This is a genomic window from Luteimonas composti (genome assembly GCF_042678665.1).
GTDB classification, from domain to species: domain Bacteria; phylum Pseudomonadota; class Gammaproteobacteria; order Xanthomonadales; family Xanthomonadaceae; genus Luteimonas; species Luteimonas composti.
Window position 1 is genome coordinate 259,066 of sequence record NZ_JBHTKU010000001.1, and the last position, 19,682, is coordinate 278,747.

Sequence of the window (19,682 nt, forward strand, 5' to 3'; positions counted from 1 at the left end):
CATGCCGACGAACGGTCGCGCGCTTTGACGATGCGATAACGACGCCCGCGGTACTCTGCATCCGTCGAAGCAGACAGCGGACCGGCGAAAGCCGCGAAGCAGCAAGCTCCGGCAAGGAAGGCTCAGCCGACCGGATCGCTCCGGGAGACTGGGCCTTCTGTTTGTCTGGCCATGGTGCTCGCCTTGCCGGGTGCAGGCCGTCGCTGGCGAACGGGGTGCCGGTGATCCGCAGCGGCAAGCGCGGCGCCATGCCGTCCCGCCTTCGACGGGCGCGAACGCCATTCGGCCGGACGGGCCGGGTTTTGAAGCGCGCGCCGGTCGCGTCCGGCCCGTCGTTCCGCCAGCCTTCGCGCGCAGACAGTGCAACCCAGCGTGCGGCCGGCGAGCGCGAGGCTGCCGCTGCGCCCCTCCAGCGGGCTTGCTGCGCAGCGCGACGCGATCCCGCTCGCAGCGCAGCCCCCGGTGATGGTGGCGAACGCCATCAGCGCACCGTCGTCCAGCGTCCAGGCGCCGGCCTGGCGGGAGTACGCCTGGGTCGATGGGCCGAGGTTCGGAACAGGAGCACGCACGCGCCGTCCAGCAATGCGAGCGCGCACACGCAGGCGGACGCTTTCATGGCGTACCCTGCGCGCGGGGGAATCCGAGTCCAGCGGCCGTGGCAGCCGAGCCTGCCCGCCGCTGCCGTGGAGGGAGGCGACACATGCGCGATGGCCGGATCCCAGCAGCAGCCACACCCTGGTCGTTCTTCGTCCCGATCGCGCTGGCCGTGCTGGTGGGCGGACTGGTGGCGGGACTGATCCTGCGCAGCCTCGACGACGATCCGGTCGCCGACGATGCCCCGCAGCCGGTTGCCGCGGCGGCGACGGACGGCGGCCAACCACCGGCTGGCAGCGCGCTGGTGCAGACGGCCGAACCCGAGGCGACGCCGCCGGCGGACTCCGACAGCGTCGAACCTGCGCGCCGGACAGAAGCGGCGACCGTGGCCGACGGCGAATCCGGGGCCGCGCCGCCCGCGCTGCCGGGCGCCCTGCTGGCCAGGCGCGACGGCGCACCTGCCGCCTGCATCAACGGCACCATCGCGCTGCGCGACGAGAACGGTTGGCAGCAGCAGCTGGAGAACGACGCGCCCGTAGCCTGCGTGGAGGCGCCGGTCACCGCGCGATAGCGCTCAGGTGCTGCGCCGGAGGGTGACGGTCGAGGTGCCGGTCGCCTGGCCCGCGGCCCCGTAGCAGCGCTCGGCGAACAGCACGCCGCCGTCGCCCACCAGCACCACGCTGCTGCAGCGCGTGCCGTAGCGCGGGTCGAGCACGAACGGCGGCGAGAGCATGCGCTCGAGCTCGAGGCCGACGCCGGTATCGGGCAGCGCGGGGTCGGGCGCGCGCGTGGTGTCGCGCAGTGCGGCGAACAGCGGTTCGATGGCGTCCGCGTCGGGCTGCGCGATATCGGCCAGCGGCGAGTCGAGCCAGGCCTGCAGGGTCCGCGTGGCGAACACGCCCTTGGGCCAGGGCGCATCGAACGGGCCGTTGGACATGGCGTGCAGGCCCGGCGCGACCGGTCGCGCGTCGAACGCCGGATGGTTGGTCGCGCACAGGAGCTGCTCGCCATCGTGCACGAGCAGGTTGAATCGGCCGTAGTCGCCGGCCTGGGCGGCGAGCGACGCGGCAAAGCCTGCGGCATCGCCATCGCCACGGACGAAGTCGCGCACCAGCCAGCCGCGCGAGCGCGCCGCGGCTTCGGCGGCCAGGCCCGCGCGCACGTTCGTGACCGCGGCCAGGCGGCCATCCGCCCGCGCCTGCAGCCAGCCGCCGCCCTGGACCAGGTCGCGGCCGCCGTAGACGTGCGGTGCCTCCGGATCGCCACCTGCGGGTGCCGACGGTCGTGCGTGCGCCTCGTCGCGGTTGGCGAGCAGGGCCAGCGGCCAGCGCCGGTGCGCCCGCCAGGCGATGGCGATCAGGCACATCGCGAGCATTCCGCCCGCCGCGAGACCGCCGCCTCAGCGCGGCGCATCGCGGATCACCAGCAGGCGCGGCTCGGTCATGTCCTCGATGGCGTACTTCACGCCTTCGCGGCCGAGCCCGGACTGCTTCACCCCGCCGTAGGGCATGTTGTCGACGCGGAAGCTCGGCACGTCGCCGACCACGACCCCGCCGACTTCAAGCCGGTCCCAGGCGCGCATGGCGTGATCGAGGCGGGCGGTGAACACGCCCGCCTGCAGGCCGAAGTCGCTGGCGTTGACGGTGTCGAGCGCCGCGTCGAAATCGTCGAAGGCCTGCAGGCAGGCGACCGGGCCGAACACTTCCTGGCGGTAGAGATCGCTGCCGGCCGGCACGTGTTCCATCAGCGTGGCCGGGAGCATGTTGCCCTCGCGCGGGCCACCGGCCAGGCGCTTGGCGCCGCCCTTGCGTGCGGCCTCGACCCAGCCCTCGATGCGCCTGGCCGCCGCCTCGTCGATCACCGGGCCGATGAAGGTGTTCTCGTCGCGCGGGTCGCCCATCACGAGCTTGCCCACGCGCGCCTTGAGCTTGCGCCGCAGCGGCTCGTAGACGTCGCGGTGGGCGAGGATGTGCTGCACGCTGATGCAGCTCTGCCCGGACTGGTAGTAGGCGCCGAAGACCAGGCGTTCGACCACGTCGTCCAGCGGCAGGCCCGGATCGGCATCGACGATGCAGGCGGCGTTGCCGCCCAGCTCCAGCGTGACCTGCTTGCGGCCCGCGCGCGCCTTGAGGTCCCAGCCGACCAGGCCGCCGGTGAAGCTGAGCAACGCGATGCGGTCGTCCTCGGTCAGCGCGGCGGCGTCCTCGTTGCTGCAGGCCAGGATCGAGAACGCGCCCTCGGGCAGGTCGGTCTCGGCCAGCACCTCGCCGATGATCAGCGCGCCCACCGGCGTCTTGGCCGCGGGCTTGAGTACGAAGGGGCAGCCGGCGGCGATCGCCGGCGCCACCTTGTGCGCGACCAGGTTGAGCGGGAAGTTGAACGGGGTGATGAAGCTGCACACGCCGATCGGCACGCGCTTGACCATGCCGCGATAGCCGCGGGTGCGCTGCGAGATCTGCAGTTCGACGGTCTCGCCCTCGATGCGCGTGGCCTCGGCGGCGGCGATGCGGAAGGTGTCGATCAGGCGGGTGACTTCGCCGCGCGCGTCGTGGATCGGCTTCCCGGCCTCGATGCACAGCGCCAGCGCCAGTTCCTCGGCGCGTTCGCCGAAGCGGCGCACGCAGTGCTCGAGCACGTCGCGGCGGCGGTCGGGGGTGAACGCGGCCATCGCCTCGCGCGCGGCGAAGGCGGCGGCGATGGCCTGGTCGACGGTCTTCGCATCGACGAAGGCGGTGCGGGTGGCGACCTTGCCGCTGTACTTGTCCAGCACCTCCAGATCCGCGTTGGGCTGGATCGGACGGTTGGCCAGGTAGCAGGGATAGCGTTTGGCGAGGGCGCCGGACTTGCCGCTGCTGGTCTTCTTGGGCATCAGGAACTCCGCGGACGGTGTCGGATGGGTGGGGCGGTCAGGCCACGGCCGCCGCCAGTTCGGGGATCTCGCGATTGAGCAGGGCGTCGTCGCGGCCGTAGTCGATGGGCACCTCGATCAGGTCCACGCCCGGGCGCGCCAGCGCCTCGCGCAGCTGCGCCTCGAAGCCTTCGATGGAGGTCGCGCGGTGGCCGCGTGCGCCGTAGCTTTCGGCGTAGCGCACGAAATCCGGATTGCCGTAATCCATGCCGTAGGCCGGGTAGCCGTCGTGTGCCTGCTTCCACTTGATCATGCCGTAGGCGTCGTCGCGCAACACCAGCACCACCAGGTCGATGCCGAGGCGCACGGCGGTCTCGAGTTCCTGCGAGTTCATCATGAAGCCGCCGTCGCCGCAGACCGCCACCACGCGACTGGCGGGCCGCGCCAGCGCCGCGGCGATGGCCGAGGGCAGGCCGGCGCCCATGGTCGCCAGCGCGTTGTCCAGCAGCAGGCTGTTGGGCCGGCGGCAGCGCGCATGGCGCGCGAACCAGAGCTTGTACAGGCCGTTGTCCAGGCAGGTGATGTCGTCCGGCGACAGCGCATCCGCGAGCGAGGCCACCAGCCGCGGCACCGCCATCGGGAAGCGCGCATCGGCCGCGAGCGTGGCCACGTGGCCGCACAGCGCCTCGCGCACCCGGTCGAAAAATCCGAAGTCCCAGTGCGGCTGCGGGTCCAGGCGCTCGGCCAGCGCCCAGACCGAGTGGGCGATGTCGCCCACCACCTCGATCTGCGGGAAATACACCTGGTCGACCACCGCGGGCGAGTAGTTCACGTGGATCACGGTGCGGCGGCCGCGGTGCATCGAGAACGGCGGCTTCTCGATCACGTCGTGGCCGATGTTGACGATGCAGTCGGCCGCGTCGATCGCACGGTGCACGAAATCGCCGTCCGACAGCGCGGCCGTGCCCAGCCACAGCGGGCCGGATTCGTCGAGCACGCCCTTGCCCATCTGGGTGGAGAAGAACGGGATGCCGAGCCCGTCCACGAAGGCGTGCAGCATCTTCGAGGTGGTCTTGCGGTTGGCGCCGGCGCCGATCATCAGCAGCGGATGGCGCGCGCGCGCGATCGCCTCGGCGGCCGCGGCCAGGGCCTTGTCCTCGGCCAGCGGCCGGCGGCTGTACACCGGCGGCAGCACGATGGCGTCGGTCTCGTCGCCGGCGACGTCCTGCGGCAGCTCCAGGTGGGTGGCGCCCGGCCGCTCCTCCTGCGCGCGGCGCACGGCCTCGCGGACCTTCGCCGGGATCGCGTCGGCGCTGATGAGCTGGCGCGTGTACTTGGTGAGGGGGCGCATCATGTCGACCACGTCCACGATCTGGAAATGGCCCTGCCGGCTGCTGCGGATCGGCTTCTGCCCGGTGACCATCAGCATCGGCATGGCGCCCAGCTGCGCATAGGCCGCGGCGGTGACCAGGTTGGTGGCGCCGGGGCCGAGCGTGGCCAGGCAGACGCCGGCCTGGCCGGTGAGGCGTCCCCAGGTCGCGGCCATGAAGCCGGCGGCCTGTTCGTGACGGGTCAGCACCAGGCGGATGCCGGAGCTGCGCAGCGATTCCAGCAGCGCCAGCGTTTCCTCGCCGGGGATGCCGAAGACATGGTCGACGCCCTCGGCCTGCAGCGCCTGGACGAAGAGATCGGAGGCCTTGGTCATGGGGCGAGTCTCACACGAGTCGCGTTGGCCGTGTGTCCCGCATGCGGGACGGACTGTACGAAGGCGTCGCCGGCTGCGTTCCAACGAGGCGACCGCGTGGGCGCGGTCCCGCATCGTGGAACTCGCTGCTAGCGTTTCTTCGCGGCGGGCGCAGGCGGCGCCGTGTCCACCGCTTCGACCCGCAGCCGCAGGCGTCCGTCGGCGACCCGCGCCGCGACCGGATCGCCGGGCGCGACGTCGCGCGTGGTGCGCACCACGCGGCCGTCGTCGCGCTGCAGGATGCTGTAGCCGCGGGCGATGGTGGCCAGCGGACTCACCGCCTCCAGCGAGCGGGCCAGTCCGCGCAGCTGCAGCGCATCGCGCTGCAGGCGCCGCGCGATCGCCGCCTGCAGCCGTGGCTGCGTGTCGGCCAGCTGCTGGCGCAGCTGCTGCAGCCGGCGCTGCGGGCGGGTGGCCTGCAGTACCGCGCGGGCGTGGCGCAGGCTGGCCGCATGCGCCTGCAGGCGCTGGCGCAGGGCCGAACGGAGTCGCCGCATCGCCTCGTCGCGGCGGCGCGCATGCGCGTGCAGGCGCGCCTCGGGACGCTGCGCGGCCAGCCGCAGCGCGGCACGGTCCGCGCGCTGGGCCAGCTGGCGCAGGTGGTTGGCCTGCAGCGCGTTGGCGCGCCGCTGCAGCCCGGCGAGGCGCTGGCCGAGGTCGATGCGGCTGGGCACCAGCAGCTCGGCCGCGGCCGACGGCGTGGGCGCGCGCAGGTCGGCGGCGAAGTCCGACAGGCTGAAATCGGTCTCGTGCCCCACCGCCGAGACCACCGGCACCGGCGAGGCGGCGATCGCGCGCGCCAGCGCCTCGTCGTTGAAGGCCCAGAGGTCTTCCAGCGAACCGCCGCCACGCGCCAGCAGGATCACGTCGTGACGCCCGGCGGCGACCGCGCGCTGGAGCATCGACGCGATCTGGGCGGCCGCGGCCTCGCCCTGCACCGGTACCGGCAGCACGTCCACCTCGACCAGCGGGAAGCGCCGCGCCAGCACGCTCAGCACGTCGCGCACCGCCGCGCCGGACGGCGAGGTGATCACCGCCAGCCGTCGCACGTAGGCGGGCAGGGGGCGCTTGCGCGCCTCGTCGAACAGGCCTTCGGCCTGCAGCCGGGCCCTGAGCTGGTCGAATGCCCGGCGCAGCGCGCCTTCGCCGGCTTCCTCCAGCGAATCCAGGATCAGCTGGTAGTCGCCGCGCGCCTCGTACAGCGTCAGCCGACCGCGCGCCAGCACCTTCATGCCCTCGCGCGGGGCGAAGCGCAGCCACTGGCTCTTGGGCTTGAACAGGGCGCAGCGCACCTGGGCACGCGCGTCCTTGAGGGTGAAATACAGGTGCCCGGACGCTGGCCGGGACACGTTGCCCAGCTCGCCCTCGACCAGCACCAGCGGGAACGCGTCCTCGAGCAGGCTGCGGGCGAGGGTATTGAGCTGGCTGGGGCTTAGGATCTCGCCGGTGATCGCGTCTGACATGCGGGCAGGATAGCCGCGCGCGCCCGCCCGGCCCATCACGCCCGCCGCGCGGAGGGCGGCGCGCGGCGGACGCGGGCCGGGAGGCGACTTCCGGGTCCACACCTGCCCGGTGCCGCGCCCGCGCCGTCCGCGGCGGCCGGCAGCCGGCGCGACAGGCGGGCGTCACGCCTTCGCGGGTAAAATGGCGCCATGTCCGCACAACCCCAGATCCCGCCGCCCTGCCACGCCGAACCGGCGGAACCCGCCTTCGGGCCGCAGGCGCGCCGGTCCACGCGCCAGGTGCGCATCGGCGGGGTCGCGGTGGGCGGCGACGCGCCGGTGGTGGTGCAGTCGATGACCAACACCGACACCGCCGATGTCGCGACCACCACGCGCCAGGTGGCCGAACTGTGGCGCGCGGGTTCGGAACTGGTGCGGGTCACGGTCAACACGCCCGAGGCCGCCGCCGCGGTGCCGCGCATCGTCGAACGCTTGGCGATGCAGGGCGTGGAGGTGCCGATCATCGGCGACTTCCACTACAACGGCCACCAGCTGCTCGAGCGCGAACCGGCGTGCGCCGAGGCGCTGGCGAAATACCGCATCAACCCCGGCAACGTCGGCTTCGGCAAGAAGCGCGACACCCAGTTCGCGCAGCTGGTCGAGTTCGCGATCCGCTACGGCAAGCCGGTGCGCATCGGCGCCAACTGGGGTTCGCTCGACCAGGCGCTGGCGGCCACCCTGATGGACGAGAACGCGCGCCGCGCCGATCCCTGGGACGCCGGGCGCGTGCTGCGCGAGGCGCTGATCCGCTCGGCGCTCGACTCGGCCGAACGCGCGGTCGAGCTCGGCCTGGCGCGCGAGCGGATCGTGCTCAGCGCCAAGGTCAGCGGCGTGCAGGAACTGGTCGCGGTGTACCGCGACCTCGCGCGCCGCAGCGATTTCGCCCTGCACCTGGGACTGACCGAGGCGGGCATCGGCAGCAAGGGCATCGTCGCCTCGAGCGCGGCGCTGGGCGTGCTGCTGCAGGAAGGCATCGGCGACACGATCCGCATCTCGCTCACCCCGGAGCCGGGCGCGCCGCGCACCAACGAGGTCGTGGTGGCGCAGGAGCTGCTGCAGACCATGGGCCTGCGCGCGTTCACCCCGATGGTCACCGCCTGCCCGGGCTGCGGCCGCACCACGTCCGAGTTCTTCCAGGAACTGGCCAAGGTGGTGCAGGAGCACGTGCGCGGGAAGATGCCGGAGTGGAAGATCACCCACCCCGGCGCGGAGAACATGACCCTGGCGGTGATGGGCTGCGTGGTCAACGGCCCGGGCGAATCGCGCCACGCCAACATCGGCATCTCGCTGCCGGGCACCGGCGAGGCGCCGTCGGCGCCGGTATTCATCGACGGCCAGAAGGCCGTGACCCTGCGCGGCGAGAACATCGCGCACGAGTTCGTGGCCCTGGTGGACGATTACGTCGACCGCACCTGGGGCCGCGGCGCGGATGCCTGAGTCCGGCTGGGGCCGGGACGCCGCGACCGCCTGCAGCGGTTTCCTGCGCCGTCACGGCCTGCGCCTGGCGCTGCTGTTCGGCGGCATGCTGCTGCCGCTTTGGGGCTTCCTGGAACTGGCCGACGAGGTCCACGAGGCCGAGGCGATTCCCTTCGACGAGCCGCTGCTGCGGTACGCGCAGTCGCTGGCGGGCGAGCGCCTCGACCGGGTGTTCCTGTTCTTCTCCCGGATCGGTTACGAATGGGGCGTGGTGCCGGTCGACATCGGCCTGGTGCTGGTGCTGCTGGCGCTGCGGCGATGGCGGCAGGGCCTGTTCGCGGCGGTGGCGACGGGCGGCTCGGCGCTGCTGAACCTCGCCACCAAGCGGCTGTTTTCGCGCGAGCGGCCGGCGCTGTGGGACTCGCTCGCCCCGGAAACCACCTACAGCTTTCCCAGCGGCCACGCGATGGGTTCGATGACCCTGGCCCTGGTGCTGGTACTGCTGGCCTGGCCCACGCGGCTGCGCTGGTGGGTGGTGGCGGCGATGCTGGTGTTCGTGCCGATGGTGGGCATGTCGCGCGTGTACCTGGGCGTGCATTACCCCTCGGACATCCTCGCCGGCTGGGCCGCGGCCGCGCTCTGGACGGTGGGGGCCTACCTGCTGCTGAGGCGGGGCGAGGGCGTGGGCCCGGGCCTGCGCTGAGTCTCCGCCGGCGTGGCCGGCAAGCTCGACTTGCGCCGCGCCGCCACAGGCGTAGAGTGCGGAACGCTGGGCACAGGGATGCGCAATCGGACAGGGGCGGTTGCGGCGGGGTCACCGGAAGTCCGGAACTCCGGCGCGCACGCGCCCCTGCGTTCTTCGCAAATGCTCGGCGGTGGTCCGGGGGGTGCTGCGGGCCGGCCGTCGATTTTCCGCGGAGTATCGACGATTCCGGAGGTGGGCATGGACAGCAGGGCGCGATGGGGGCTGGTCGCAGGATTGTGCGTGGCCGGCGGGGCAGTGCTGGCGGCGGTCGCGGCGGGCGGTGGCGGCAGTGCGGCGGGAACCTGGCTGGCAGGCGTGCAGGCGCAGGGCGCGGCGGCGCCGACGGTGGTCGCTTCGGCGGCGGTGCGCGGCAGCGGCGCGACGGCAGGCAGCGCCGAAGCCGGCAATGCGCGCGGGCGCTACATCGTGGTGTTCCGCGAACCGGCGGTCGTCGCATACCGGGGCGGCATCGCCGGGATCGAGGCCGCGCCGATGCGGCGCAGCAAGGCCGGCGGACCGCAGCGACCCGACATGCGCAGCGCCCAGGCGCGCGAGTACGCGCGCTACCTCGAGGGCCGGCAGCAGCAGGCCGAACGCGACATGGCGCGCGCCATCGGGCGCCAGCCGCAGGTCTCCCAGCGCTTCCAGCACGCACTCAACGGCGTGGTCGCCGAACTCGGCGCGGCCGAGGCCGAGCGCGTGCGCGCGTTGCCGGAGGTCGTGCTGGTCGACGAGTACCGCGAATACGCGCTCGACACCGACGTCGGCCCGGGCCTGATCGGCGCGCCGGCGGTGTGGGACGGCAGCGCCGGCGGCGGCACCGGCCACAGGGGCGAGGGCATCGTGTTCGGCATCCTCGACTCGGGCATCAACTTCGGCAGCCCCTCGTTCGCCGCGGTCGATCCCATCGACGGCTATGCCCACGTCAACCCGCTGGGATCGGGCAACTTCCTCGGAACCTGCGCACCCGGCGGCATCGACGCGGGCCGCTGCAACGACAAGCTGATCGGCGGCTACGACTTCGTCTGCGCCGCGCCCGGCAACACCTGCGGCGCAGCCAACATCCGCGAGGAACCCGGCTTCGGCGACACCAACGGCCACGGCAGCCACGTCGCCTCGACGGCGGCCGGCAACCATCGCGATGCCGAACTGCTGGGCAACGTGAGCCGCATCTCCGGCGTCGCACCGCGCGCGAACATCGTCGCCTTCGACATCTGCTACACCAACACCGCCACCGGCCAGGGCCTGTGCCCCAACACCTCGGCGGTGGCGGCCGTGAACCAGGCCATCGCCGACGGCGTGGTCGACGTCATCAACTACTCGATCGGCGGCGGCGCCTCGCCCTGGAGCGAGGCGGTCTCGCTGGCCTTCCTCAACGCGGTCGAGGCCGGCATCTACATCGCCGCGTCGGCCGGCAACAGCGGCCCGGGCCCGAACACGCTCGGCCATGTCGAGCCCTGGGTGTCCTCGACCGCCGCGGCCCAGCACGGGCGCGGCGATTTCGTGGTGGTGCTGCAGGTGACCGGCCCGCAGCCGGTGCCGGCGGCGCTGCAGTCGATCGAGATGAATCCGGGCGGCAGCGGCGTGAGCCAGGATGCCGCGATTCCCGGCGATACCCCGCTGGTGGTGAGCCCCGGCATCGATTCGGTCGACGACGCCTGCAATCCCTATCCGGCGGGCAGCCTCGCCGGTGCGATCGCGGTCGTGCGCCGCGGCAGCTGCTCGTTCTCGATCAAGGTCGACAACGCCGCGGCCGCCGGCGCGGTGGCGGTCGTGATCGCCAACAACGCGGCGGGCGGGATCATCCCGTCGGTGCCCGGCACCACCATCCCGGCCTTCGGCATCCTGCAGGAAGACGGCAACGCGCTGCGCGATTTCGCGGCCGCCAACGAGGCGGTCACCGCGGGCATCCCGTATCCGGCCATCATCCTGGAGAACCAGCCGGACGTGCTGGCCGCCTTCAGTTCGCGCGGGCCGGCCGGCACCTACGACCTGCTCAAGCCGGACGTGACCGCCCCGGGCGTGCGCATCCTCGCCGCCGTTTCGGGCACCACCATTACCGGCGCCGAGAACGACGTGGCGCTGTACAACGGCACCTCGATGGCCTCGCCGCACCAAGCCGGCGCCGCGGGCCTCGTGCGCCAGGTGCGTCCGGGCTGGACACCGCCGGAGATCAAGTCCGCGCTGGCGATGACCGCCGACCGCACCGTGCTGCTGGAGGACGGCGTCACCCCGGCCAATCCGCACGCGGGCGGTTCGGGCCGGATCCGGGTGGACCGCGCGGTCGCGGCGGGCCTGGTGCTGCCGGAGACGGCGGACAACTACGCCGCGGCCAATCCCGCCGCCGGCGGCGATCCGGCCGCCCTCAACCAGCCCAACATGATCCGTCGCAGCTGCGCGCCGCAGTGCGCGTTCGTGCGCACGTTCCGCAACACCCTGGGCGTCGCGCAGGGCTACCGCACGCGCATCGACGGCCTGCCCGGGCGCGTCACCCCGGCCAGCGTCAAGGTGCCGGCAGGCGGCACGGTCTCGGTGCGGGTGGTGGTGGACGGCACCGCGCTGCCGGCCGACGGCAGCTGGAATTTCGGCGAGCTGGTGCTGACCCCGGTCGGCGGCGGCAGCGCGCCGCCGCCGGAGCTGCACCTGCCGATCGCGGTGGTGGTGCCGCCGCCGGTGATCCAGCTCCCCGACCTGGTCTCCGCAGCCCTGCAGTCGGGGCGCAGCGGCCGCGCCAGCACCACGGTGGGCAACGCCGGCGGCTCGCCGCTGCACTACAGCTTCGACAACAGCGGCACCGCGCTGGCGGCGGTCGCCAACACGCTGGGACAGAACTCGACCACGGGCTATCGCGCCACCCGCTACGCGGATCCGGCGGTGGCCGGCTTCGCCGCGCAGTTCTCCGCCGACGACTTCATCCTGTCGGCGCAGACCCGGATCGTGTCGCTGCGTGCGGAGGGTTTCGTGGTGAGCGGCTCGGCGTTGACCGCGGTCTCGCCCACGCTGACCTGGGCGATCTACCCGGATGCCGGCGGGGTGCCGGCAGGCGATCCGGTGCGCTCGCCGGGGGCGGCGGTGTGGAGCCATACCGCGCCGGTTGCCGGCCCCGGCGTGGACACCGCCGGCGCGGCGATCACGCTCGACCTCGCGGCCGCGGGCGTCGCCGCCGACCTGGCCCCGGGCCGCTACTGGCTGGTGGTGCACACCAGCTCGACCTTCGCCAACCGCTGGGCCTGGTACGCCTCGGCCTCGCTGGGCGATGGCGGGTTCGCCGGCCTCAATATCAGCACGGCCGGCGCCGGCGCCTGGGCGGCGAACAATGCCGCGCCGGGCCTGGCGATGCGGGTGGTGGGCGAGGTCGCCTGCGGCGCGCCCTGGATCGGCGCGGTCGCGCCGCCGATGGGTACGCTGGCGCCGGGGGCGTCGCGCGCCTCGACCATCCAGCTCAGCGCGCCGGGCCTGCCGGCCGGGGTGCGCGAGGCGTTCTATTGCGTCTCCAGCAACGATCCGGCCACGCCCAAGCGGGCGGGCACGATCCGGCTGACGGTCACGCCGTAGGATCGGACGCGAGGCAGTGATGCGAAGGGCCGGGCAACCGGCCCTTCTTTTTCGCCGTGGAGCGAGGATTCCGCGGCAGCGGCGCGACGCGGCGCGATTGCTCAGGCGGTGGCGTGCACGCGGTTGCGGCCGGCGTGCTTGGCCCGGTACAGCGCGGCATCGGCCGCGGCGAGCAGCTGCGACCGGTTGAGGACCGGGGCCTGCAGCGGGGCCACGCCGACGCTCACCGTGATCTGCCGCGGCACGCCGCCCGGCGAGAAGATGGTGGCCGCGATCGCCTCGCGCAGGCGCTCGGCGAACGCGACCGCGCCCTCGGTGCCGCCCTCGGGCAGCAGCACGGCGAATTCCTCGCCGCCGATGCGGGCGGCGATGTCGTCGCCGCGCACGTGCTGGCACAGCACGCCGGCGATGCGGCGCAGCACCTCGTCGCCGGCGATGTGGCCGTAGGTGTCGTTGACCGGCTTGAACAGGTCGACGTCGAGGATGCACAGCGCCAGTTCCCGGCCGTGGCGAAGGGCGCGTGCGATCTCGCGGTCCAGCACCTCCATGAAGTGGCGGCGGTTGTACAGCCCGGTCAGCGCGTCGAGCGTGGCGAGCTGGTAGATCTCTTCGTGATAGCGCGCCTCGACGCTGGTCTGGCCGATGAACTTGAGCAGGCTCTCGCCGACCAGGATGTGGTCGCCGTCGGCCAGCGTGGCCTCCTCCACCGGCAGGTCGTTGACCCGGGTGGGGTTGGTGGCGCCGAGGTCGCGGATGCGGAAGGTCTCGCCGTCCAGCCAGATGCGGCAGTGTTCGCGCGACACGCTCTTGTGGGCGATCACCAGGTCCGCTTCCTGGGAGCGGCCGACCAGCACCGGTGTTTCGCCCACGTCCACGCGCGCGCCCAGCGCCTCGCCCAGGATGACCACCAGGCAGGCCGGCCGCGGAAGCGGGCGGTCGGGACCGGTGCTGAGCAGGGTGCGCTGGGTGGTGTGGGCCGGGTCGTCGTGGCTGGACATGGCGGCGCGGTCGGAGGGCCGGGAAGTGTACCCGGCCCCGGGGCCATGGGGCTTTCCGCTACCATGGCGCCATTGGCCGACGGGGGGCGGCATGATCCATCCGGACGACCACGATCCCGATCGTACCCAGCTGCTGGCCGCGGACGAGGCGCCCGCGCGCGAGGGTGACCTGCCGCGCGGCACGTGCCTGGGCCGCTATCGCATCGACGCGCTGCTCGGCCGCGGGGGCATGGGCGAGGTGTACCGCGCCGAACAGCTCGAGCCCGTGCGCCGCACCGTGGCGCTCAAGCTGCTGCGCGGCCAGGCCCTCGATGCGCGGCGCAAGGCGCATTTCGAGATCGAGCGGCAGGTCCTGGCGCAGATGCGGCATCCGGCGATCGCGCAGATCCACGACGCCGACACCACCGCCGACGGCCATCCATTCTTCGCGATGGAGTACATCGACGGCCAGCCGCTCACCGTTTTCTGCGAGTCGCGCGGGCTGCCGCTGGACGAGCGCCTGCGCCTGTTCATCGAGATCTGCGAGGGCGTGCAGCACGCGCACCAGAAGGGCGTGATCCATCGCGACCTCAAGCCCGGCAACCTGCTGGTCGACGACACCGACGGCCGGCCGCGTCCGAGGATCATCGATTTCGGCATCGCCACCGCCGCCGAGCGCGCCGGCACCCGCGAGATCGCCGGCACGCCGGACTACATGAGTCCGGAGCAGGCCGACGGCGACCAGGCCCTGCTGGACACGCGCAGCGACGTGTATTCGCTGGGGGTGGTGCTGAGCGAACTGCTGACCGGGCAGCGCCCGCTGGCGCGCGGCGAGACCCACACCGCCCACGGCCAGACCCTGCGCCTGCCGTCCGCGCAGCTGCGCACGCTCGCGCCGGGAGAAGCCGAGCGGCTGGCCCGCGCGCAGGGCAAGCGGCTGCCGTCCCTGCGCCGGGTGCTGCGCAGCGAGCTGGACTGGGTGGTCGCGCGCGCCATGCAGCACGATCGCAACCAGCGCTATCCGACGGCCGCGGCGCTGGCCGAGGACCTGCGCTGTTTCCTCGCCGGCCGGCCGCTGCTGGCGGTGCCGTCCTCGCGCCGCTATGTCTGGCGGAAATTCGCCTCGCGCCACCGGGCCGGCATCGCCGCCGCCGCGGTGGCGCTGTGCGCCCTGCTGGGCGGACTGGGGCTGTCGCTGCATGGACTGATGCAGGCGCGCGCCCAGCGCGCGCTGGCCGAGCAGCGCAGCGGGCAGCTCGAACGCGTCGCCGCGTTCCAGCAGTCGCTGCTCGAGGAGATCGACGTCGAAGGCATGGGCGTGCGGCTCGGCCAGGAGTTCCGCCAGCAGGTGGCGCGCAACGCGCCGCAGCTCGAAGGCCCGGCCGAACAGGTGCTGGCCAAGGTGAGCATGGCCGACCTGGCGCGTTCGCTGATGGAAACCAGCGTGCTGGCCCGCGCCGAGCAGGCGATCGAGCGGGACTTCGCCGACCAGCCGGCGCTGGCCGCCGACCTGCGCGAAGCCTCCGGCCGCGTGCACGAGGCGCTGGGGCTGTATGCCGGCGCCGAGCGCGCCCAGGCCGCGGTCGTGGACTGGCGGGTCTCCGCGCTGGGCCCGCACGATCCGGCCACCCTGCGCGCGCGCCGCGCGCGCGCCGAAGCCTTGCGCCAGCTGTCGCGCTACGACCAGTCGCGGGCGGAGCTGGAGGCCGCGCTCGCCGACGCGACGGGCCTGCCCGGCGACGACGAGACACGCGCGCTGATCGAATACGACCTGGCGGAAGTGCAGGGCCTGCAGGGCGACCTGCCGGGCGCGGTGGCCGCGCGCCGGTTGCTGCTGGAACGGCTCGAGGCGTCGCGAGGTCCGGACGACCGGCTGGTGCTGCGGATCAAGTCCGGCCTGGCGATGCAGATGGCGCGGAGCGGCGACCTGCCCGAGGCCAGGGCGCTGCTCGAAGAGGTCCTGGCCATCCGCCGTCGCACGCTCGGCGACGAGCATGCCGACACGGTTGCCAGCATGAGCGCGCTGGCGACCGCCATGGCCATGCAGGGCGATCTCGTGCCGGCCGTGGAGCTGCAGCGCACCGTCGTGGCGGTGCAGGCGCGGCGCCTGGGCAGCGAGCATCCCGACACCCTGGGCGCGCGCGGCAACCTGGCCAACATGCTCAGCGACCGGGGCGATACGGCCGAAGCGGTCAGCGAGGCGGCGGCGGTGGCCGACGCGCGGCGCCGGGTCCTGGGCGAGGAGCATCCGATAACGCTGCGCGGACTGCTCAACCTCGCCAGCCTGCGCGCGCGGCTGGACGATTTCGACGGCGCACTCCCGCTGGAGGAGCAGGTGCTGCGGGCGCGCACGCGCCTGCTCGGGCCGGAGCACCCGGACACCCTGTTCGTCGCGCTCAACCACGCCATGACCCTCACCCGTGCCGGGCAGCTGTCGCGGGCGCTGTCGCAGTTCGGCGAGGCGATGCCGCGCGCGCTGGCGGTACTGGGCACCAAGCACCCGCAGTACCAGCTCGGGATGGTGGCATGGGGCCACGCCCTGCGCGACGCGGGGGACCTGGCCGGCGCGGCGGCGCAGCTGCGCTCGGCGCTCGCCCTGCGCGAGCAGTTCCAGCCGGCCGGCTCGTTCCAGGTCGTGGACACGGCATGGACGCTGATCGGCGTGCTGCGCGAGCGCGGCGCCGCCGGCAGGGCCGAGGCCGACGCGCTGCAGGCACGCGTGGTGGCGCCGTTGCTGTCGGCCGATCCGTCCCGCCTCGATCCGCGCCAGCAGCGCCTGCGCGAGGCCATCAGCGAGGCGCTGGCCGCCGACGCGGGCCGGCTGGCCAAGCGCGGCTGACCGCGGCCGGCGTCACTCGCCCGGCTTGGCCGCCTCGACCGGCGCCTGGGTGGCGGCCCGCCGCAGCAGCATCGCCTCGCGATGGGCGATGTAGCCGTTGGCGCCGAGCACGATCGCCGCACCCAGCAGGGTCCAGCCGTCGATGGTCTCGCCGAACAGCCACCAGCCGAACAGCACCAGCACCGGCAGCTGCACGAAGCTGATCGGCTGCAGCGCGGAGACCTCGCCCAGCGCGATCGCGCGCGTCCACAGTAGCTGGCCGAAGGTGCCCATCACCCCGGTGGCCGCCAGCCACAGCCAGGCCATCGGCGTTGGCCAGACCCACTGCCACAGCGCTGGCAGCAGGGACATCGGCACCCAGAACGCATAGGTGTAGAACACCACCGTGTCGGGCGTGTCGAAGCGCGAAAGCTGCTTGATCTGGATCGCGACGATGCCGGCGAACAGGGCCCCGCCCAGCGCCACCATCATGCCGGGGGTGAAGCCGGTGCCGGGCCGCAGGATCACCAGCACGCCGATGAAGCCGGCCGCCACCGCCGCCCAGCGGCGGATGCGCACGCGCTCGCCCAGCCACATCGCGGCCCCGATGGTGACGAACAAAGGGGTGGCGTAGGACAGCGAGATCGCCTGCGCCAGCGGCAGGTGGCCCACTGCCCAGAACCCGCACAGCATCGCCGCCAGCCCGACCACGGTGCGCGCCAGGTAGCGGCCGGGATGGCGCGTGCGCGGCAGCCCGGTGCCGCTGCGCAGGATCAGCGGCAGCAGGGTGAGCAGGCCGAAGAGATTGCGGAAGAACGCGATCTCGGTGGTCGGGATGGTGCGGGTGGCGTAGCGGATGGTCAGCGCCATCACCGCGAACGACAGGGTGCTGCCCAGCATCAGCACCGCGGCGCGCGCGTACACCGATTGGGGCCACCAGCGCGGGCGAGTGCGGTTCACCAGCGGGCGCCGACGATCCGCGGTTCGGGCTCCAGCGCCACGCCGAAGCGCGCCCGCACCGACCCGGCGATGCGCCGGGCCAGGTCGAGCAGCTGCGCCCCGCTGGCGGCGCCATGGTTGACCAGCACCAGCGCGTGCCCGGGTGCGACGCCGGCATCGCCCTCGCGCGCGCCCTTCCAGCCGCAGGCCTCGATCAGCCAGGCCGCGGGCAGCTTGCGGCTGCCGGCATCGGCGCCGGGAAACACCGGCAGCCCGGGATGGGCGGCAGCAAGCGCCGAAGCCTGCGCCTGGGCCACGATCGGGTTCTTGAAGAAGCTGCCGGCGTTGCCGATGACGGCGGGGTCGGGCAGCTTGCGGGCGCGTATCGCGCATACCGCCTCGAATACCTGCAGCGGGGTCGGCCTGTCGATGCCGGCCGCGGCGAGCTCCTCGGCGATGCCGGCGTAGCCGGTGCGCGCCGCTGCGCTGCGCGGCAGGCGGAACTCCACCGCCGTCACCACCAGCCGGCCGGGCTCGCGCTTGAACACGCTGTCGCGGTAGGCGAAGGCGCAGTCCTGTCGCGAGAGGCGGATGAAGCGCCCACTGGCCGGCTCGAAGGCCTCCACCGCCTGCACGTACTCGCCCACCTCCACCCCGTAGGCGCCGATGTTCTGGATCGGTGCGGCGCCGACCGTGCCTGGGATCAGCGCGAGGTTCTCCAGCCCGCACAGGCCCCGATCCAGCGTGGCGCGCACGAAACGGTGCCAGTGGGCGCCGGCGCCCGCGCGCACGGTGGCGGCGCTGCCGTCGTCGTCGACGACGGCGACCGCGTCGTCGCTCAGCGCCAGTACCGGCATGTCGGCATCGCCGGCGAACAGCAGGTTGCTGCCGCCGCCGAGGACCAGCGGCGGCGCGCCGCCGGACAGGTGCCGCGCGAACACGTCGGGCAGGGCGGCGGGGTCGTCGACCTCGGCCAGCAGCGGCGCGCGCGCGGCGACGCCGAAGCTGTTGCGGGCGCTCAGGTCCGCGCCCTCGACGATCCGGTAGGCAGCGCTCACTGCCCGGTTCACAGGTTCGGCAGGTTGCCGCGGCTGGGCGCTTCCTTGCGCCGGCGGATCGCCTCGACGCAGTCGCCGATCAGCGCCGGCCCACGGTAGATCAGGCCGGTATAGACCTGCACCAGCGAGGCGCCGGCGGCCATCTTCTTCACCGCGTCGGCGCCGGACAGGATGCCGCCCACGCCGACCAGCGGGATCGCCTCGGGCAGGCGCGTGCGCAGCATGCGCAGCACCGCCGTGGACTTGTTCATCAGCGGCTCGCCGGACAATCCGCCGGTCTCGCGCGAGAGCGGGTCGTCCTGCACGCTGATCCGCGAGACGGTGGTGTTGGTGGCGATCACGCCGTCCACCTGCAGGTCGCCGAGCACGCGCGCGCAGGCGTGCACGTCCTCGTCGGACAGGTCGGGCGCGATCTTGACCAGCATCGGCACGCGCTTGCCGTGCTGCGCGCCCAGCCGCTCCTGCGCCTCGCGCAGGGTCGAGACCAGGCGCCGCAGCGCCTGCTCCTCCTGCAGTTCGCGCAGGCCGGCGGTATTGGGCGAGGAGATGTTGACGGTGATGTAGTCGGCCAGCGGGTACACGCGCTCCAGGCAGTGCAGGTAGTCGCGCTCGGCGTCCTCGTTGGGCGTGTCCTTGTTCTTGCCGATATTGATGCCCAGCGGGCCCTTGCGGGCGCGCGCGCGCCCGACATTGCGCACCAGGGCGTCCACGCCCTCGTTGTTGAAGCCCAGCCGGTTGATCAGGGCGCGGTGCCGCGGCAGCCGGAACATCCGCGGGGTGGGGTTGCCCGCCTGCGGACGCGGGGTGACCGTGCCGATCTCGACGAAGCCGAAGCCCAGCCCGAACAGCGCGTCGATGTGCGCGCCGTTCTTGTCCAGGCCGGCGGCCAGGCCGACCGGATTGGGGAACTGCAGCCCCAGCACGCGGCTGGGGAACGGTCGCGGCCGCGGACCGAGCACGGCGCCGGCGTGGAGGCGCTGCAGTGCGTCGAGGCCACGCAGGCCGAGCAGGTGCGCGCGTTCGGCCTCCAGGCCGAACAGCAGCGGGCGGAGCAGGCCGTACATGTCAGCTGGCGAGCCCCAGCCAGATCAGGCCGCCGAAGAACACCAGCGCGAGGACGATGCCGATGGTGCCCAGCACCAGCATGACGTAGCCGAGGATCAGGCCGGCCAGGGCCATGCCGTCGCCGTCGAGGCGCTCGGGAGCACGCCGGATCTCGGCGCGCGCCATGTGCCCGGTGATGATGGCGGCGATGCTGCCGATCAGCGGCAGCAGGGACCAGCCGAGGATGCCGGAGACCAGGCTGACCACGGCGAGCGAGCTCGTCTGGCGGGTTGGAACGTTCATTCGGATCCTCCGGATCGTGGATGCGCGGCAGACGGACGGCAGTCGCGGGCGAACATGCGTCCGGTCACCGGACCCCGCGCCCGGCCCGCGTGGAACCGGTGCGGGCAGGCCGGGGCTGCGGCGCCGCAGCATCGCATAT

At 73.2% G+C, this 19,682-nt stretch carries 15 protein-coding genes; 5 read left to right on the plus strand and 10 right to left on the minus strand.

Features of this window, described 5'->3' with window-relative positions:
• Window positions 1-122 precede the first annotated feature (122 nt).
• A complete protein-coding gene (locus ACFQ2D_RS01195; RefSeq protein WP_386795508.1) occupies window positions 123-482 on the minus strand; it encodes a hypothetical protein in 360 nt (119 codons plus the stop codon).
• Window positions 483-700: 218 nt separating this feature from the next.
• Here ACFQ2D_RS01195 and ACFQ2D_RS01200 point away from each other — a divergent pair, with 218 nt between their 5' ends.
• On the plus strand, window positions 701-1,165 hold the full coding sequence (locus tag ACFQ2D_RS01200) for a hypothetical protein (RefSeq protein WP_280941782.1): 465 nt from the start codon (window positions 701-703) through the stop codon (window positions 1,163-1,165).
• Between the two features lie 3 nt (window positions 1,166-1,168).
• On the opposite strand, the gene ACFQ2D_RS01205 is transcribed toward ACFQ2D_RS01200, so the two are convergent.
• The 4 genes from ACFQ2D_RS01205 to xseA all read right to left on the minus strand — a co-directional run bounded on the left by ACFQ2D_RS01205 (window position 1,169) and on the right by xseA (window position 6,649).
• Window positions 1,169-1,960 carry an NRDE family protein gene (locus tag ACFQ2D_RS01205; RefSeq protein WP_280941783.1) on the minus strand — a complete coding sequence of 264 codons (792 nt, stop codon included), beginning with the start codon at window positions 1,958-1,960 and terminating at the stop codon, window positions 1,169-1,171.
• Window positions 1,961-1,993: 33 nt separating this feature from the next.
• Window positions 1,994-3,463 (minus strand): aldehyde dehydrogenase family protein, encoded by a 1,470-nt coding sequence (locus ACFQ2D_RS01210; RefSeq protein ID WP_280941784.1) that lies wholly within the window; start codon window positions 3,461-3,463, stop codon window positions 1,994-1,996.
• A gap of 37 nt (window positions 3,464-3,500) precedes the next feature.
• Window positions 3,501-5,147 carry an acetolactate synthase large subunit gene (locus ACFQ2D_RS01215; protein ID WP_280941785.1) on the minus strand — a complete coding sequence of 549 codons (1,647 nt, stop codon included), beginning with the start codon at window positions 5,145-5,147 and terminating at the stop codon, window positions 3,501-3,503.
• Between the two features lie 128 nt (window positions 5,148-5,275).
• Window positions 5,276-6,649 carry an exodeoxyribonuclease VII large subunit gene (gene xseA / locus ACFQ2D_RS01220; protein WP_280941786.1) on the minus strand — a complete coding sequence of 458 codons (1,374 nt, stop codon included), beginning with the start codon at window positions 6,647-6,649 and terminating at the stop codon, window positions 5,276-5,278.
• A 189-nt stretch (window positions 6,650-6,838) separates the two neighbouring features.
• Between xseA and ispG the strand changes: the two genes are divergently transcribed.
• The 3 genes from ispG (at window position 6,839) to ACFQ2D_RS01235 (ending at window position 12,404) form a co-directional block, all read left to right on the plus strand.
• The gene (ispG, locus tag ACFQ2D_RS01225; RefSeq protein ID WP_280941787.1) at window positions 6,839-8,125 is read left to right on the plus strand and encodes a flavodoxin-dependent (E)-4-hydroxy-3-methylbut-2-enyl-diphosphate synthase; all 1,287 of its coding nucleotides are present in this window, start codon (window positions 6,839-6,841) and stop codon (window positions 8,123-8,125) included.
• Window positions 8,118-8,807 (plus strand): phosphatase PAP2 family protein, encoded by a 690-nt coding sequence (locus ACFQ2D_RS01230; RefSeq protein ID WP_280941788.1) that lies wholly within the window; start codon window positions 8,118-8,120, stop codon window positions 8,805-8,807. The genes ispG and ACFQ2D_RS01230 overlap by 8 nt, the downstream gene beginning before the upstream one ends.
• A 240-nt stretch (window positions 8,808-9,047) precedes the next feature.
• Complete coding sequence (locus ACFQ2D_RS01235; protein ID WP_280941789.1) at window positions 9,048-12,404, plus strand: S8 family serine peptidase; 3,357 nt, start codon at window positions 9,048-9,050, stop codon at window positions 12,402-12,404.
• A 101-nt stretch (window positions 12,405-12,505) separates the two neighbouring features.
• On the opposite strand, the gene ACFQ2D_RS01240 is transcribed toward ACFQ2D_RS01235, so the two are convergent.
• Window positions 12,506-13,402, minus strand: coding sequence for a GGDEF domain-containing protein (locus tag ACFQ2D_RS01240; RefSeq protein WP_280941790.1), 897 nt, complete (start codon window positions 13,400-13,402; stop codon window positions 12,506-12,508).
• A 91-nt stretch (window positions 13,403-13,493) separates the two neighbouring features.
• On the opposite strand from ACFQ2D_RS01240, the gene ACFQ2D_RS01245 reads away from it, so the two are divergent.
• A complete protein-coding gene (locus ACFQ2D_RS01245) occupies window positions 13,494-16,220 on the plus strand; it encodes a serine/threonine-protein kinase (protein ID WP_280941791.1) in 2,727 nt (908 codons plus the stop codon).
• 12 nt (window positions 16,221-16,232) lie between these two features.
• On the opposite strand, the gene ACFQ2D_RS01250 is transcribed toward ACFQ2D_RS01245, so the two are convergent.
• Genes ACFQ2D_RS01250 through ACFQ2D_RS01265 form a run of 4 tightly spaced genes read right to left on the minus strand, consistent with a single transcriptional unit; the run spans window position 16,233 to window position 19,543 of the window.
• A complete protein-coding gene (locus ACFQ2D_RS01250; RefSeq protein ID WP_280942047.1) occupies window positions 16,233-17,099 on the minus strand; it encodes a DMT family transporter in 867 nt (288 codons plus the stop codon).
• A 56-nt stretch (window positions 17,100-17,155) separates the two neighbouring features.
• Window positions 17,156-18,208, minus strand: a complete 1,053-nt coding sequence (murB, locus tag ACFQ2D_RS01255) for a UDP-N-acetylmuramate dehydrogenase (protein WP_280941792.1) — start codon at window positions 18,206-18,208, stop codon at window positions 17,156-17,158.
• A complete protein-coding gene (locus tag ACFQ2D_RS01260) occupies window positions 18,205-19,260 on the minus strand; it encodes a quinone-dependent dihydroorotate dehydrogenase (RefSeq protein ID WP_280941793.1) in 1,056 nt (351 codons plus the stop codon). The genes murB and ACFQ2D_RS01260 overlap by 4 nt, the downstream gene beginning before the upstream one ends.
• A gap of 1 nt (window position 19,261) precedes the next feature.
• Entirely contained in the window at window positions 19,262-19,543 is a 282-nt protein-coding gene (locus tag ACFQ2D_RS01265) for a DUF4190 domain-containing protein (protein ID WP_280941794.1), read from the minus strand.
• Window positions 19,544-19,682 lie beyond the last annotated feature (139 nt).

What these genes read in the sequence shown, in the direction of transcription:
- ACFQ2D_RS01250 (WP_280942047.1), bottom strand. Translation starts at nt 17,099, where the DNA reads ATGCTGGGCAGCACCCTGTCGTTCGCGGTGATGGCGCTGACCATCCGC.
- ACFQ2D_RS01205 (WP_280941783.1), bottom strand. Translation starts at nt 1,960, where the DNA reads ATGTGCCTGATCGCCATCGCCTGGCGGGCGCACCGGCGCTGGCCGCTG.
- ACFQ2D_RS01240 (WP_280941790.1), bottom strand. Translation starts at nt 13,402, where the DNA reads ATGTCCAGCCACGACGACCCGGCCCACACCACCCAGCGCACCCTGCTC.
- ACFQ2D_RS01200 (WP_280941782.1), top strand. Translation starts at nt 701, where the DNA reads ATGCGCGATGGCCGGATCCCAGCAGCAGCCACACCCTGGTCGTTCTTC.
- ispG (WP_280941787.1), top strand. Translation starts at nt 6,839, where the DNA reads ATGTCCGCACAACCCCAGATCCCGCCGCCCTGCCACGCCGAACCGGCG.
- ACFQ2D_RS01230 (WP_280941788.1), top strand. Translation starts at nt 8,118, where the DNA reads ATGCCTGAGTCCGGCTGGGGCCGGGACGCCGCGACCGCCTGCAGCGGT.
- xseA (WP_280941786.1), bottom strand. Translation starts at nt 6,649, where the DNA reads ATGTCAGACGCGATCACCGGCGAGATCCTAAGCCCCAGCCAGCTCAAT.
- ACFQ2D_RS01195 (WP_386795508.1), bottom strand. Translation starts at nt 482, where the DNA reads ATGGCGTTCGCCACCATCACCGGGGGCTGCGCTGCGAGCGGGATCGCG.
- ACFQ2D_RS01245 (WP_280941791.1), top strand. Translation starts at nt 13,494, where the DNA reads ATGATCCATCCGGACGACCACGATCCCGATCGTACCCAGCTGCTGGCC.
- ACFQ2D_RS01215 (WP_280941785.1), bottom strand. Translation starts at nt 5,147, where the DNA reads ATGACCAAGGCCTCCGATCTCTTCGTCCAGGCGCTGCAGGCCGAGGGC.
- ACFQ2D_RS01260 (WP_280941793.1), bottom strand. Translation starts at nt 19,260, where the DNA reads ATGTACGGCCTGCTCCGCCCGCTGCTGTTCGGCCTGGAGGCCGAACGC.
- ACFQ2D_RS01235 (WP_280941789.1), top strand. Translation starts at nt 9,048, where the DNA reads ATGGACAGCAGGGCGCGATGGGGGCTGGTCGCAGGATTGTGCGTGGCC.
- ACFQ2D_RS01265 (WP_280941794.1), bottom strand. Translation starts at nt 19,543, where the DNA reads ATGAACGTTCCAACCCGCCAGACGAGCTCGCTCGCCGTGGTCAGCCTG.
- ACFQ2D_RS01210 (WP_280941784.1), bottom strand. Translation starts at nt 3,463, where the DNA reads ATGCCCAAGAAGACCAGCAGCGGCAAGTCCGGCGCCCTCGCCAAACGC.